Origin of the sequence: Streptomyces sp. NPDC047130 (genome assembly GCF_040643475.1) — a bacterium.
Lineage (GTDB): Bacteria > Actinomycetota > Actinomycetes > Streptomycetales > Streptomycetaceae > Streptomyces.
Window position 1 is genome coordinate 106,532 of sequence record NZ_JBEYUK010000006.1, and the last position, 14,487, is coordinate 121,018.

Annotated in this window: 14 protein-coding genes; 1 reads left to right on the forward strand and 13 read right to left on the reverse strand. The window is 71.6% G+C overall.

Features of this window, described 5'->3' with window-relative positions; all coding sequences use genetic code 11:
• Positions 1-704 precede the first annotated feature (704 nt).
• Positions 705-1,001: a hypothetical protein gene (locus ABZ836_RS11025; RefSeq protein ID WP_361141297.1), complete on the forward strand. Its 297-nt coding sequence runs from the start codon at positions 705-707 to the stop codon at positions 999-1,001.
• 121 nt (positions 1,002-1,122) lie between these two features.
• On the opposite strand, the gene ABZ836_RS11030 is transcribed toward ABZ836_RS11025, so the two are convergent.
• The 13 genes from ABZ836_RS11030 to ABZ836_RS11090 form a co-directional block, all read right to left on the reverse strand.
• Positions 1,123-1,617, reverse strand: coding sequence for a hypothetical protein (locus ABZ836_RS11030; RefSeq protein ID WP_361141299.1), 495 nt, complete (start codon positions 1,615-1,617; stop codon positions 1,123-1,125).
• Positions 1,618-1,692: 75 nt separating this feature from the next.
• Complete coding sequence (locus ABZ836_RS11035) at positions 1,693-3,462, reverse strand: VWA domain-containing protein (protein ID WP_361141301.1); 1,770 nt, start codon at positions 3,460-3,462, stop codon at positions 1,693-1,695.
• A gap of 89 nt (positions 3,463-3,551) precedes the next feature.
• The gene (locus ABZ836_RS11040) at positions 3,552-4,721 is read right to left on the reverse strand and encodes an AAA family ATPase (protein ID WP_361141302.1); all 1,170 of its coding nucleotides are present in this window, start codon (positions 4,719-4,721) and stop codon (positions 3,552-3,554) included.
• Between the two features lie 695 nt (positions 4,722-5,416).
• The gene (locus ABZ836_RS11045) at positions 5,417-8,215 is read right to left on the reverse strand and encodes a BTAD domain-containing putative transcriptional regulator (RefSeq protein WP_361141304.1); all 2,799 of its coding nucleotides are present in this window, start codon (positions 8,213-8,215) and stop codon (positions 5,417-5,419) included.
• Positions 8,216-8,256: 41 nt separating this feature from the next.
• A complete protein-coding gene (locus ABZ836_RS11050) occupies positions 8,257-8,682 on the reverse strand; it encodes a Tad domain-containing protein (protein ID WP_361141306.1) in 426 nt (141 codons plus the stop codon).
• 8 nt (positions 8,683-8,690) lie between these two features.
• A complete protein-coding gene (locus ABZ836_RS11055) occupies positions 8,691-9,137 on the reverse strand; it encodes a TadE/TadG family type IV pilus assembly protein (RefSeq protein ID WP_361141308.1) in 447 nt (148 codons plus the stop codon).
• Positions 9,134-9,544 (reverse strand): TadE/TadG family type IV pilus assembly protein, encoded by a 411-nt coding sequence (locus tag ABZ836_RS11060; protein WP_361141310.1) that lies wholly within the window; start codon positions 9,542-9,544, stop codon positions 9,134-9,136. Before ABZ836_RS11060 ends, ABZ836_RS11055 begins: the two co-directional genes overlap by 4 nt.
• Positions 9,545-9,560: 16 nt before the next feature.
• Positions 9,561-9,761: a hypothetical protein gene (locus ABZ836_RS11065; protein ID WP_361141312.1), complete on the reverse strand. Its 201-nt coding sequence runs from the start codon at positions 9,759-9,761 to the stop codon at positions 9,561-9,563.
• Positions 9,762-9,802: 41 nt separating this feature from the next.
• Positions 9,803-10,711 carry a type II secretion system F family protein gene (locus tag ABZ836_RS11070; RefSeq protein ID WP_361141314.1) on the reverse strand — a complete coding sequence of 303 codons (909 nt, stop codon included), beginning with the start codon at positions 10,709-10,711 and terminating at the stop codon, positions 9,803-9,805.
• On the reverse strand, positions 10,708-11,616 hold the full coding sequence (locus ABZ836_RS11075; protein WP_361141316.1) for a type II secretion system F family protein: 909 nt from the start codon (positions 11,614-11,616) through the stop codon (positions 10,708-10,710). Before ABZ836_RS11075 ends, ABZ836_RS11070 begins: the two co-directional genes overlap by 4 nt.
• Positions 11,616-12,974, reverse strand: coding sequence for an ATPase, T2SS/T4P/T4SS family (locus ABZ836_RS11080; protein ID WP_361141476.1), 1,359 nt, complete (start codon positions 12,972-12,974; stop codon positions 11,616-11,618). Before ABZ836_RS11080 ends, ABZ836_RS11075 begins: the two co-directional genes overlap by 1 nt.
• A gap of 2 nt (positions 12,975-12,976) precedes the next feature.
• Positions 12,977-13,777, reverse strand: a complete 801-nt coding sequence (locus tag ABZ836_RS11085; RefSeq protein ID WP_361141318.1) for a hypothetical protein — start codon at positions 13,775-13,777, stop codon at positions 12,977-12,979.
• Complete coding sequence (locus ABZ836_RS11090) at positions 13,774-14,346, reverse strand: SAF domain-containing protein (protein WP_361141320.1); 573 nt, start codon at positions 14,344-14,346, stop codon at positions 13,774-13,776. The genes ABZ836_RS11085 and ABZ836_RS11090 overlap by 4 nt, the downstream gene beginning before the upstream one ends.
• Between the last annotated feature and the right edge of the window lie 141 nt (positions 14,347-14,487).

Here is a 14,487-nt window from a genome sequence, read left to right on the forward strand (position 1 = left end):
CTGCCGAATGACGGCAGTTACCGGGGTTCCGTGAAGTCCAGGGTGAGACGAAAGAGGCAGGGGCGAACTTGTCGGCCATGACTGAGATCCCCAGGAGGGAGATTGAAACCTGGCCAATCACCGATAGTTGCTTCCCTAAGGGGATTTAGTCTCACATCGGCTCAGGTGCGGAGAGAGTGACTGTCGCGCTTTCAGCCCCGCAGCCTGACCTCCCGAGCGATGCCGTGACGCAACTCATAGTGACCTAGGCCACGCGCAGGGCTCGCCCGGCCGGGGGACACGAGATTATCGATCAGAGGAAAAGCGTTCTGACCAGGCGCCATAAGCTGCTGTGAGGTCGCTCACAAACGTTTCCGCAGTCAAGATCACGCTTGCGATATTTTCACAAAATTGCGCTAGTTCACCTTGTGGCGATCGCCACTCACATAGTCGCACGTCAAGGGCCGCCGAGCTCTTACCTTGCTCCGCCTGGCGCCTCCTCAACTCCCTTTGGAGCTAGGGATTCCGCGCTCTCCCGTCGTCTGTGGCCAACTCGACATTGCTTGCTTACGAGGGCGCGAAGGTGAGGCAATTGGACGGTCGCCCGACGGAGGGCGACCCCATAGGCCACTGGCCGCGGTCTGCGCTCAGGCATGACTGCGGCCCCCTGTTGGAGCAGGGGGCCGCCGGGTAAACGCGTGAATCCTGGAAAGGATCGATACCCAGTGCACAACGGTAACGGCGGACGCCCCTACGACAAGCAGAAGGTGGCGAGGGTCACGCCCCCGTGGCCAGCCGTGCTGGCGGCCTCGGTCATCCTGCTTTCCGGCCTCATGCTCTGCGTGCTGATGCTGCTGGGCAAGCTCCAGCCGGAAGAAGCGTCCGCTATCGGCACGATCCTCGCGGCCATGCTCGCGGGTCTCGCCCTCGTTCTTCGGCACTTCTCGACCAAGCGCCATGAGCAGAGCGCGCACTCTGGGCATGACGACCAGGAGGAGCAGGCGGTGCCGCTGAGCAAGTAGCTGTACTGGGGGCTCTGGGACAGACGTTCCGGAGCCCCCAGAAGCGTGGCTGAGCCATCTCACCTTCCGACAACTTGGATTAGCCAGGAGGCGGCCCCCAGCCCGATGGAGAATCAGCCGGTCAACGGATACCGCCGTGGCGGCAGTCGGGGGTGTGGCCGGCGTCCTCCTGGAAGGTTTCGGGGAGGCTGTCGGGGCGGTCGGTGTCGCGGAGGGTGAGCGGGGCTCGGGCGAGGTAGGTGCCAAGGTCGGCGAGGTGGCGGATGTCCGCGAGGGGGACTTCGCCGCCGCACTCCGGGCAAGGGCCGAGGAGCTCGAGCGGGTCGTCGTCGTAGAGCGGGTTGCGGGCGAGGAAGGTGTAGGTCTCGCCGCTGGCCGGGCACTTCGCGGTGGCGATGATCGGTTCGCCGGGGAAGATGCGGCGGCGGATGCCGTCCGGCTGGGTCTCGATCCGGTCGAGGCCGATGCCGAGTACCGCGGCGAGGCGGACCCGCGTGCGGGCGTGGTCCGCGCCCCGATAGGAGCCGTACGGGCTGTGCTCGGGTGCCAGGCGGAGGTACGCGGCTGCGGCGTGGGCGCGGTCGGCGAGGGGCGTCTGGGGGGTCTGGGAGTTCATCTGGCTTCTCCTTTTGGAGGGTTGGGTTGGTGGTTGGCCGGGGCCGCCCCGCCGGGCGGGGCGGCCCCGGGTCGGTCAGGTGGCTGCGAGGGCGGCGGTGGCGGCCTTGCCGATGGCGGCGACTGCCTGGGCCGGGTCGGTGAGTTCGAGGAAGGTGCTGCCGGGCAGCGGGCTTGCCCCCGGTTCGAAGGCGAGCCAGAGGACCGCGCATCCGGCGGCGCGCAGGGCGGTGATCCGCTCAGCTGCGGCTGTGGCGTCGGTGGGTCCGTACCTGCCGTCGGAGGCGATCACTAGGAGGCGGCCCGCGCCGGGGGTCGTCAGGCCGAGTCCGGCGGTGAGGGCGTCGATCACCTCGGCAAGGTTGTGGCCGAAGTCGTTGGCGTCGAAGCGCGTCACCCGGGACGGGACCTTGCCAGGTGCGGTGATCGCGGTGAGGGCGCGGGAGAAGGCGACCGTCGCGGTGCGGGAGTCAGGGTCGGTGAGGGCTGCGGCCTTGGCGACGATCCAGGCGGCCGAGGCGATCGGTCCGGTGGCGTTGTCCATCGAGGCGGAGACGTCGACGGCGATCCCGACCCGCAGGGGCGGGATCGGTCCCTGTCGACGCTCGGTGCGGATCCAGGGCAGGGCGGTGGGCACGGCACCGGCGGCGCGCTGCGCGTCGCGGGCGAGGGCCCCGCGCATGCTGAGGCGTCCAGGCGGGGCGGCGGAGGCGGTGACCGTGACGGTGCGCTCACGGAAGGCGGCGGCGCGCAGGGCGCGGGCGAGTCGTCCGGCGGCGGACTTCTCGGCAGACGTGGGCTGCCGGGTGCCGCTTACAGGGCTGGCGCCGGAGCCCTGGTTCTTCTTGCCCTGCGCGGTCTCGGGGTGGAACACCTTCTCGGCAGCTTCGGCGGCCTGCTGGGCACGGGCGGCCTGCTGGGCCTTCTCGCGCTTGCGGGCGCGGATGGCCGTGTCGGCTGCGTTGTTGACGTCGACCGTGCTGGTCACCTCCGCGATGGCGGCGGCGAGTTCGCTGGGCTCCTCGGACTGGCCCTGCTGCGGGAAGGGCTGCGGGAACTCGGGTTCCGTGGCGAGGAGGTCGCACCAGGCCTTGGCGTGGGCGAGCATGCTCTGCTCGTCCTCGTCGCCGGTGGCGTGAGCGGCCTGCCAGATGGCGGCCAGGTTGGCGAGGAGGTCGGGGCCGAGGATCGTCGTGACGGCGGCTTCGAGGGGTTCGGTCTCCTCCGGGGTGAGGATTCCGGCGTCACGGCGGGCGAGGATCAGTCCGGCGGCGGTGGCGGCCTGCCACTTGTCGTCGCCCGCCTCGGGGGTGACGTTCTCCTGGATGATCCCGGTGACCACGGACCGGAGCCAGGTCCGGTCCTGGGGGCGGCGGCCGAGGTGGGCCTTCTCGATGCGGGACTCTTCGAGGATGTCGGCGGCGTGGCCCTGAGCCGTTCCCCGCAGGGCTTCCGGGGTGTGCCACTTGGTGTGGGCGGCGTGCGCGGCCTCGTGGGTGAGCGCTCCCCAGACGACCGGGTGGTCCTCCTCGTCGCCCGGCTTGGCCAGGTGGACGGTGGCCGGGTGGACCGGACCGAACAGCCTGCCGTCCACCTCGATGTGGGCGAGGTCCGTGAAGAAGGCCGCCGGTGCACCGGACTGGGTGCCGGGCCTGCAGGTGACGATCAGGTCCTCGCGTCCGGCGATCTCGGGGAGTCGTGCGGCCATCTCCGCGCCGATCCGCATCCAGTGCAGGTCGCGGAGTCCGACAGCGGGCTCGTAGGCGGGGCCGCCGTCGTCCTCCCACTGGGAGAGGGCACCGGGGGCGTACGCGTTCGGGGGTTCCGGCATGAAGTGAGCAGGCATGGTCTGTCCTTCCGTGTGTGTTGGGGGGTGGTGGCCCGGTGGGGCCGTGTCCCGCCCGGCCCCGGCGGCCGCCGGGGCCGGGCGGAGGCTCAGAGTTGGCGGCCGAGGGAGAGGGCGGTGACCGGGCGGCCGGTGGCCTTGCTGACGACCTCCGTGACCGTGTCGCGGTCCTCCAGCGGTGCGATGCCGACGAGGTTGGAGAAGGCGGCGTCCGCGCCGAGCACGTCGGCGATCTTCTGGAAGGCGAGCAACTCGCGAAGCTGCGGAGCCCATCCGATCTCGCCTGCCTTCTGGAGAGTGGCGAGGTTGCGGGCGATGCGGACGGCGGTCGGGTTGATCTTGAGAGAGGCGGCGAGGTCGTAGTCGGAACCGACCTGGATCTGCACGCTGAAGCGGCTGGCCAGTGCCTCGGTCAGGACGGCCCCGTGAACTCCGGGGTTGTGTCCGGCGATCACGTAGAAGCCTTCGGCGGCGGTAATGGTCTCGCCCTTGTGCGCCTTGACCTGGATCTGTCGGCGGCCGTCCATGGCCGGGTACAGGGCGGCCAGCACCTTCGGGGAGATGAGGGTGGCGTCGTCGAGGAGGAGGGCGCGGCCCTCCTGCATTGCGGTGACGAGCGGTCCGTAGACGAACTCGTAGCCGCCCTTTTCGTTCTGGATGTACTCGCCGATGAGGTCGCCGACGGTCGTGTCTCCATCGCCTGCGACAGTGATCAGGTCGGGGAAGGCGGCCTCGATGAGCGAGGTCTTGCCCGTTCCGGGCGGCCCGTACAGGAGGACCGGGACCTGAGTGTTCCGCAGTCGCCGCAGGGCCTCGATGTCGGGGAGGTCTGCGAGGGCGCGCGGGTGGTACTGCTGGCCGTTGGGGCGGACGATCGGCTGCGGGCCGGTCTGGAGGTTCTGTGCGGCCGGTGCCGGGGCCGAGCGGCGCGGCGCGCGTACGGGCGACGGCGCGGCGGCCGGGCCTGGGACGCGGAGGGCGGCGTTCGATGTGGCGGAGTTCGCCTGATACTTGCGCGGGTTGGTGCCCCGTCGCACCGCCTCGCCCCGGTGCAGCAGGGTTTCGCAGGCGTTGCCGATCGCTCCTCCGGAGTGGCCCAGCACCTTCGCGAGGTCGGTGACGGTGAAGGACTGCTGAGGGTTCGTCGCCAGAACCTGAGCGACCGCCGCCCGCAGCTCGCCGGGGCGCTTCCGGCTGAGGCTGGCTGCGGCACCCTGCTGGGGCGCGGCGGGGGCGTACGAGGTGGGGGGTGTGGTCATGGCGCGTGCCTTTCTTTCGGCGAGGATCCGGATTCACCGGGCGAGGCGGTCGCCTGCTTTTGGGCGCACTCATCCCGTGTGCGGAATACAGATTTCCTTCGAATTCGCTTCCCGGTCCGCCCGGGAACAATTCAAAGGTATCTCGATGAACGGAGTTCCAGGGCCAAAAAATGGGCTTGATATTGCTGGAATCCTCGTGAATTCACGACGGGAATGGAGGGGAACTCAATTCGGCACGACAGAAAGCGTCGTGCTCCCCGCCGACAACGACAGGTGCGCCGCCGGGCCGCCGCCGGGCCGCCGCCGGTGCCTGCTGGCAGGCCAGCGGCCCCGGCTCGGCCGGCGTTCAGGGAGGCCGGGAAGAGAAGGAAGAAAAAGGAAGGAAGAGAGAGGGGTTGGCGGATGGGCAACAGATATGCCGATGGGCGCCAGGACGTGACGGGCAGCTGGCGGGCGGGCCGGCTGTCAGTAGATCGGGGTGCTTCGCTGAACTGATATACAGTCGGCCCCGCTCGCGGATGGCTCGTAGGCCACCTGACCTGGGGTAATACGCGCACGAGGGGCGTCGTATCCAAGGACGCCCCCCGAAACGTCTACGGAAACGAGCACGGAAGCGAGCACCGAAACGCCACGTGGGTCGAGCCGTCCTCCAAGTGGCTCGACCGACGTCCGAGGCGTGCTCCTCGACGGCCTCCTCAGCGAGCGGCGCCCGCCGGCGAACGAGGAGCGATCAGGGCTTTCGTGGCCTGGTCGGGTTCGAGGCCGAGGTCGGTGAGGGCGCGGTGGAGGCGGGTGAAGGTGTGCTGGGCGGCGTCCTGGCGACCGGCGGCCTGGTAAAGGCGGATGGTGTGCTGGGCGAGGCGTTCGCGTTCAGGGTGGAGCGCGCACAGGTGCTCCAGCAGAGGCAGGAGCGTGTCCCGGCCGCCGGTGGTCGGCGCGCCGGCGCGCTCGACGTGGCGAGCCAGGCGGATGGCCGCGTCGATGGCTCGGGTGGCGAGCTCCTCGCGGACCGGGGTGACCCAGAGGTAGTCGCTGCCGTGGGCGAACGGCGCACCGTAGTGGCGGAGCGCCTGGACCGCGTCATCGAGGAGGAGTTCGCCGGAGGAGACGGAATTCTTCAGGCCGTCGGTGAAATCGGTGAGGTCGGTTTCGATGAGGTCCGGGTGGAGGCGGTGGAGTTCTCCTTGGAGGAGGATGAATTCCTGCTCCTTGGTGCCCGTCGCCCCGCGCAGCGCTCGACGTACGGCGCGGCGGAGGTTTTTCAGAGAGTTCTGCTCATTGCCGGGTTCGAGGTTGAGTTTCTCGGAGATGTCGGAGGCCAGAAGGCCTTTCGGATGGGCGGCGAGGAGGGCGAGGAATTCGTGGACCTCGCTGCGCAGGTTCGCGCCGAAGGGGGTCTCGCTGCCGCGGGCGTAGAGGGTGACCGGGCCGAGGACATGGACGCGTACCGGCTTCTTCTGGGCGGAGCGGGGCTGAGCCCGGACAAGGGCTGCTTCAGGAGCGGGTTCGCGTAGGGACCGTGGTTCCAGGACGCCGGCCCTGGGCTCTTCGTCGGGTTCCTCCTCGACGTCCGGAGCGGGCTCCTGCACCGGAGGAGGCGCGGGTGCCGGTCGCCCGGAGGGGGCGGGGACGCGCGGGCGGTACCCGTGGGCCGTGAGCAGGACGTCGAGGACCTCACGGCTTCCGGCCGGTGTGAGGTGGTACAGGCGGAGGGGGTCCACCGTCTGGCGGCCCTGCGTGTCGGTGCGTGTGGTGGTGCCGTCGGCGGCAATGGTCCAGCAATTGGCTCCGGGCAGGGGGTTGCCGAGGGCGACCAGGACCAGGCGGTGGGGATGGGCGCGGGCTGCGAGGGCCTGTAGTTGGCCGTTGTGGGCCGGGTCCGGGGTGACCACAAGGACGAGCGGGCCCTTTTCACCGGGTGAGGGCTCCGGGTTCCCGGGGGCGGCTTCGTCGTCGGTTCGGGCCATGCCGATGAGGTGCTGCTCGGCCGCCTGGATCGCCTCTGCGAGGGTGGGCGCCTGGGTGAGCGCGGAGAAGCGGCTCGGGAGTCCGGGCACGAGTTCGGCAGCGAGGTCGGCGGGAACGACAGCGGTCGTCCTCGGGCTCTTCAGGCGCCGGCGTTCTGCGGCCGTGAGGATGCCGAGGAGGAGCCCCCGGGCTGCGGCCTCGGCACCCGGTCCTACCCAGGCGCAGCCTCCTGGGACGGCCAGAGCATCGAGGGCAACTTCGCCGCTGGTACCGCGGCCAATGGTGACGACGCCCTCGGGGCGCGGCTGTTGCAGAGTGGCCTGGCGGGTGATCAGGGGTTCGGCGGCGGGTTCGTGCGGTGCGGGGCGGGAGGCGTCGTGGGCTGCTCGTGCGGCCATGTCGACGAGCGGGCTCAGCGGTGGGGCCTGGTGGGTCTCGTCCGCGTCGCGGCGGCGGTTGTGGTGGGCGTACCAGTAGCGGCGTGCGGCCAGCAGGCCGGCGGCCGCGGTGATGCCGATCAGGCCAGCCGGGCCGAGGCCGATGGCGACCGGTGCGGTCTCTCTCGAGTTAGCAACCACGTCCGGCTTGGCGGCTTCGGCGGGATGGTTGGCCGTCCGGTCTTGCGGTGCCGCCTCGTTGCGGGTCTGCGGGTGAGGGGCAGCGGGGGCCTTGGGGGTCTGCTGCGCCCGGTTCGGAGGCTCTTCCGTCGTCGTACCGGCAGGAGGTGCCGGCGTCGGAACCGCAGCTGCTGCTGCGGGCAGGGTGAGTTGCCACCCGGGGTGGAGGAGGTCCGGATCGGTGAGTCGGCGTCCGTCGGGCTGGAGGCGGTCCTTGTTGAGGCCGTAGATCCGAGGCCATTTGAGCGGGTCGCCGAGGTGGGCGTGGGCGATGTCCCAGAGGGTGTCGCCCTTCATGACCGTGTACTCGAACCACTGGCCCTCGCCCGAGTCCGCCCGAGGCGCCTCCGCAGCCGGGTTCGTGCGCTCGGTCGACGGGTCTGGCGTCTCCTTGGCGTCGGTCACCTGCAGCGGAGCCGTGGCTGCCGCCAGTCGCACGCTGTGCAGGTAGGCGGCGGGAAGGACTGCCGTCGCTGATGCCTGCGGCGGCCGCAGGACGGTGAGCAGGGCGATCACGAGGGTGCCCACGCACAGCGCGACAAGGGCGCGGTGGCGCGGGAGACCGGCCAGGTGCTCTCGGTGCAGGCGTCGGTCGCGGAGGAGCTGCGGCACGTGCGCGGCGTACCAGGCGGCCTCGCGCACGAGGGAGACGAGGAAGGCTGCCCAGCACGCCCAGGCAAAGAGGCCGAGGAGTTCGACGACCATCGGGTCGGTGACAGGCTGGGCGAGACGGTCGGTGAAGTCCTCCCAGGAGGCGCCCGGTTCCGGCCAGGGCGTGCCGATGCACCGCCACAGGACGGCGGGCATGCCGACGAGAACCGCCAGCGTCACCGTGCCGGTGGCCGCCGCGGTGGCGGCGGCCTTCAGGCGGCTACCGAGGTGAAGCGGGGTGGGCGATGTGGGAGGCATGGTGATTCTTCCTCGGCCGCTCGCTGGGAGCCGCCGCGTTGTCAGGGCGTGACGCGTTCGGCCTGCGCGGTGGCGGTTGCGGTGAGCGTGAAGGTATGGATGCCGACGAGGCGGAGGATCTGCGCCTTCCGCTGGTGGGTGACCCGCACGGTGATGGTGTTGCCGCGCACGGTCGCGCTGCCCGTGTCACCGGCGGAGGTGACGTAGGTGCGGGCGGCGGCTGCGGCTTGGGCGGGGCGGAGGCGGATGTCGTGGGCGCCTCGGAGGCGGGCGAGGTCGAGTTCCTGGGCTCCGGTGCGGGCGGCTTCCTGCGCGACGTCGAGGGCGTGGGTCTTGCCGGCGAGGGCGAGGCCGCCGTCGACGACGAGTCCGGCGAAGAGCCAGAGCGCGAGGACCGTGCCGACGGCGAACGCGGTGACCTGGCCTCGGTCGCCTTCCAGCGGCGTGCTGCTCCCCCGGCTCACCATGGGTCCTTTCACGGCGCGCTCCGGTACTGGTCGACGGGCGAGTGCGCGCTGCCGGTCACCGTGACGCTGCCGGGCAAGCCGAGGCCGGTCAGGTCCCCCAGGTCGGCGGTGCAGGACACCGTGGCCGCGGTGGCGGTGCCCGGGGTGAGGTCGCCGCTCAGCGTCACCTGCGGCCGGGTACAGGAGCGGGAAGCGGCGTCCAGTGCGGCGCGTGCCGTGCGGCGGGCGTCGGATCGAGCGGTGCTCTCGGTACGGGCGAGGGAGGCGGCCCGGGCGGCCTGGTGGGCGGCGTCGGTGACGACAAGGCGGGCGTCCGCGAGCCGCCCGAGGGCGACGACGGCCAGCAGCACGCCGATCAGCAGTGGTGTGAGGAGGACGAGTTCGAGCGCGGCCGATCCCCGGTCGTCGGCAGCCCGGCCTTCGGCTCGTCCGGTACGGAACCGCGGGCCGGTCATGGCGTACCTCCGTCGGGCGTGGTGAGGCGTTCCACGGCTCCGGACGCCGTTCCGCTGACCTTGAGGTGCAGGCCTGGCACGACGGGCATGACGTTGCCGCGGACGGTCACGGTGGCCTGCTCCCGCGAACGTTCGGCGGTGACGGCGGGGCCGGTGAGGACGCGGCTGCCCAGTTGGGTGAGGCTGCGCCGGGCCTGGGCCTGCCCGGCGGCGGCAGTGGAGTCCTTGGTCCTGGCCGCTGCGAGTCCGCGTTCGGCGGCGTACTGGGCGATGTGCCGACCATGCCAGGCGAGGGCGAACTGGACGGTCAGCAGCATCATGAGCAGCACGGCGGGGACCACCAGGACCAACTGGGTCGTGGCGGCACCCCGGTCGTCGGCTTGGAGGCGCTGCGCGAGGTCGAGCATGTGCAGTCGGGTCCTGTCAGCCGAGGTCGATGCCGTTGGCCTTGGCGGTGACCTTGGCGACGATGATGCCGACGACGGCGATCGCGAGGAGCGCGAGCAGGGCGGTGACGATGACGGTCTCGGTGGTGTAGCCGCCGTCGGGGTTGTCCCGCATGTGGGCGAGGCGGTCGCGGGTGATCGTGCGGAGCTTGGCGAGGGCGCGGCGGGCGTGGAACATGGTCGCTCTTCTCCCGTGTGGAGGCTGTACGTCTGGCGTGGTCAGGTGGCATTGAGGACGTGGGCGATGGCCGGGTAACCGATGAGGAGGAGGAAGGCCGCGAAGAGGATGACCATGGGCAGGGACATCTGCTCGGTGGCGGCCTGGGCGGCTCCGTCGGCTTCGGAGATACGGCGGCGGCGCATGGCCCGGGCTTTGGCGGCGAGTGAGCCGCGGACCTTCGCGCCTTCGGTTCCGGCGAGGTCGAGGGTGGCGGCGAGTTCGGTGAGGTCGTTGACGGCCAGCTGGCGTCCGAGTGCGCCGAGGTGGGCCCACGGGCTGGTGCGGGTCAGTTCGGCGACGTGGAGGGCGTGGGCGAGTTTCCCCGCCGCCCAGCCTGTGGGCGCGCGGACGGCCTGGGTGAGTGCCTGGTGGACTCCGGCTCCGCCGGCCAGGGCGATGACAGTGAGGTCCAGGACCAGGCTGAGGGTGTGCCGCATCTCCCGGCGCCGCTCCTCGGCCTGCTTGCGGACCGTGAGGTCGGGGACGAAGAACAGCAGAGCGGCCAGCGCGAGGGAACCGCTCAGCGGCATCCACCACCCGGGATCCAGGCCGAGGCCCACGCGGACCAGGGTGGTGAGGAGCCAGGGCATGACCAGTCCGGCCAGGGCGCAGGTCGCCTTGCCGGCGAGGTGCCGCTCGACATCCTGTCCGCAGACAGCCAGGTCCGCCTGAAGCCCAGGGGTGGGCAAGCCGAGCAGTCGCACAAGGGGAACGAAGCGCCGGCCGAGGCGAGTCGCCCACTCCTCGTCCGCCCCGCTCTCGCGCTGCCCCGCCGCGGCTGCGGCTGGAGCGGGGGCATCGAGGGCGGCCAGGATGTCGGCGAGGGCGGGGCGCGGCGGTCGTAGCCCGTGGACGAGGGCGGTCAGTCCGGTGCCGAACAGTGCTCCAAGGAGCAGGACGGTCGTCATCGCGTACCTCCCGCGTCAACGGTCGTGGCGGTGCTGACGAGGCGACCGGGCTCGGCAATGCGGCCGATAGAGGTCAGCCAGCCGAAGGTCACCGCGAACAGCGCCCCGATCACGGCGAGCACTCCCTGACCGGCTGCGGTGTCAAACGGCTGCAGATAGGAGCGGTTGAAGACGACCAGGCCGACCGTCATCCCCAGCGTGACTACGACCGTCACCCGTACTCCGGTGCGGACGCTGGCCCGGCCCGCGTCAATCCGCTGCCGCATGGCCACCTGCTCGCGCACCGACTCCGCCAGCTCGCCCAGCACGGACCCAAGTTGGCGGGCCTGTTGCTCCGCTGCCATCAGCAGCGCGGCAACGACCACGTCGGCCAGCGGGTCGTCGACGGCCTCGGCGAAGGCGCGCAGCGCCGAAGGCAGCGGCCGTCCGGCACGCACCTCCACCGCCAGTGCCCGCAGTTCCGACTCGAGTGGTGCGGGGGCGATGTCGGCGGTGGCTAGCACCGCTTGCTCCAACCCCGCGGCGGAGGACAGGGTGTCCCGGAGCATCTCCGTCCACGTCCCCAGCGCTTCCATCTGTTCCGTGCGGCAGGAGGCCTGCCGGTCCGGCCCGAGCAGACCCGGGAGAGTGAGCAGCGCCGCCGCCGTGAGCAGCGCGCCGACCGGCCACCCGGTCAACGCTCCCGCGACCACCCCGCAGACGGCGGCGACCGTGACACGTCGCCGCGTCCAGTCCTGCGGAAGGCGTTCCCGCAACCGTCGCACCAGCCCCAGGCCGCCCGCCTCGTCCTGGGCGTCGGGCTGCTTCCGCAGTCCGTGGACCACTGCGATGATCCCGGCCCCGAACGCGGCTCCCAGCAGCATGGTGACGGCCGTGAGCACGCCGCCATCGAACTCGACGCTCATCAGGCACCCCACAGCGGTGCGCCGAATACCTGCGGGTCCATCCCCACGGCCATAAGGTCCTGCAGCGTCTCCGCGCGCAGCGGCGCGCCCGGCTGAGGGCGGCCGTCCGGGCCGGGCCGGAAGATCTCGTTGGAGACGATCTGGCTGCCGTCCGCGTCGATGACCTCGCGCACGGAGTCGACGACGCGTCTGCGCTGGGCGTCCCAGCCGAGGTGGACGACGAAGTGCACGGCCGAGGCGACGAGCAGGTTGGTCGCCTCCATCGACAGCCGCTCCGGCGCCTGCGCCGCGTAGGTGGCGAGCTTGGTGAACACGCCGCGCGAGGTGGAGGCGTGGATCGTGGAGAGCGAGCCATCGTTGCCCTGCGACATGGCATTGCACATCGGGATGACCTCGGCCCCGCGAATCTCGCCGACGATCACCCGGTCCGGCGACATGCGCAGCCCCCAGCGGACCAACTCCGCCTGGTCGATGCCGCCCTGGCCCTCCAGGTTCGGTTCGCGGGCCTGCAGGGCGACGACGTTCGGGTGCGCGGCCCGGTCGATGTCGAGGCCGAGCTCGAAGGTGTCCTCGATGGTGACGAGGCGTTCCGTGGGCGGAATCTCGCTGGCGAAGGCGCGCAGCACGGTGGTCTTGCCGACGTTGGTACCGCCGCCGATCACGATGTTCTTCCGGGCCCGCACCAAGGCGGACAGGAAGGACGCCATGTTCTGGTCGCAGACTCCGAGTCGGACGAGTTCGGCCATGGAGGCGGCGAGGAAGCGGTGCCGGCGGATGGTGAGCGACACTCGGCCGGTCACCGCCATCACGGCGAACAGGCGGGAGCCGTCCGGCATCCGAAGGTTCAGCCGCGGCATGCCCCGGTCGAAGCGTCGCTCCTCCCCGTCGACGTTGGCCGCGAGCCCGCGGACGAGTTCGATGAGTTCGGCATCGGATCCGGCCACCGGCGGGCGCTGCTGCCACCGGCCCGTCGTGTCCTTGACCCAGACGTTGTCGCAGCCGTTGACGCAGATGTTCTCCAGGTCGGCGTCGGCGAGCAGACGCTCCAGGCCGCCGGTGCCGAAGAGGGCGTCCTCGACGGCCTGCGCGATCCGGTGCTCCGCCGAGGCATCGAGGGCCTGGCCGCCGGTCGTCACGGTCGTCCGCCACTGGGCGGCGATCTCCTCGCCCAGCAGCCGTCTCACCGTCGTGCGCCGCGCCGCCTCGTCCTCGGGCGGCAGGCCGACGGCCTCCCGTTCACTGGCGTAGGCGGCCAGCCTGCCCACCACTCGCTGCCGGACCTGCTCAGCGAGCTCCCGCTCGTACGCCTCGGGTCGCCCTGCAGGGTCGGTCGTGGCGCCCACGAAGGCTTGCTGCATCGTCATGCCGTCTTCCCCTCCGCCAGTGCCGACCGGAGCTGGCCGGGCAGGTCTTTCGGTTGTTGCTCGCCGCTGGGAAGGCTTGCGGCGATGCGGCGCGCCAGCTCCAGCGACTGCGCCATCAGCGGCGGAGTACGGAAGCGACTGGGCGGCGGGACGGCGCGGCGGGCGGCGAACGCGGCGACGATCTTCGGCTCCCACGGCAGGTTCCACACGCGCTCGACGTCCAGCGCCTGCGCGATCTCCTGCCCGGAGTACGGGCACGGCCCGACCACGACGAGCGTCGCCCAGGAGGGCGCGGCGCGCGTGGCGAGGAGGTGGGCGCGGACGTGGGTCAGCGCCTCCGCGGTTCCGCTCGTCACCAGGAGGATGTGGTCCGCCGCGGCGAGCAGCTCGTCGCTGTGCTCCCCGAGTCGCCCGAGGTCCAGGAGTACCGTCCCCCGGTCGCCCTCGCCGCCGGTGAGCACCGCCCGGCCCTGCTCGGTCGCCAGCACCCGGACGGCCTCACGGCAAGCCGGCCGCCCGGCCGGGGCGACGACGGCCCGTACTCCGCAGGGGAGTTCGGCCACCGCTCCCAGCAGCGAGCCGGGGTGGGGCTGCCGTGCGGTGGCGGCGACGTCCAGCAGGCCCGGGCTGTGCGGCACGCCGCACCGCGTGGCCAGGTCTCCGCCCCACACGTTGGCTTCGACGACGACCGGGCGGCCGTCGCTCGCGACGTGCGGCCAGCAGCTGGCCAGCGCCAGCGCCGCCGTGGTGACTCCGGGCGCACCGGTCAGGGAGCCCATGGCGATCAGGCGTCTCACAGGGCCTCACGCCCCTTCGCGGAGATGACGACGATCCGCGGATGCTCCATCGCAGCGGCACGGCGAGCAGCACTCGTCTCCACCAGCACGGTCACGACCCGGACGCCGCCCGTGGACTCCGGCGCCTGCATCCCGGTGACCGTGCCCAGCACCGGTGCGGGACCGGCCGCTTCCGGGTCGTCAGCGCCGGCCGCCGACGAAGACGTCGAGCCACCCGGCCCCGCCACGACGGCGACCCTCTTCCCCTGAGTCAGGTCCGGTGGCGACCCTCCCGCCTCCACCGCGACCGGGACCTGTGACCAGCCCACAGGCGGGAAATCGGCGGCCTCCCCCACCTGCCGCTCCGACAGCAGCGAGCCCGCCACCAGCGGCACCCGTGCCTGCATGCCCAGCACCTTCGCCGTGTCCGCGACGGGCACCACTCCCCCTTCCGCCGCCACCTTCACGCTGCGCAGGTCCCGGGCGGTCAACGCCTGACCGGCAGGCACGTCCCGCGCCAGGACGAGCACATCGGTCCGGCCGCTGAGGTCGGCCGCGATCGCCGTGAACCCGACCGCCGAGACCAGCACCGCACCCACTCCGGCCCACACCCAGCCCGGCCGACGACGCGCACCGCCCCCGACGACCGGTGGCCGGCCTTCGGTACCGGCAGCTCGACGACCTCGTGCACCGGGCACAGCGGCCCCGCTCCGGCCGGTAGCCGGTGAACG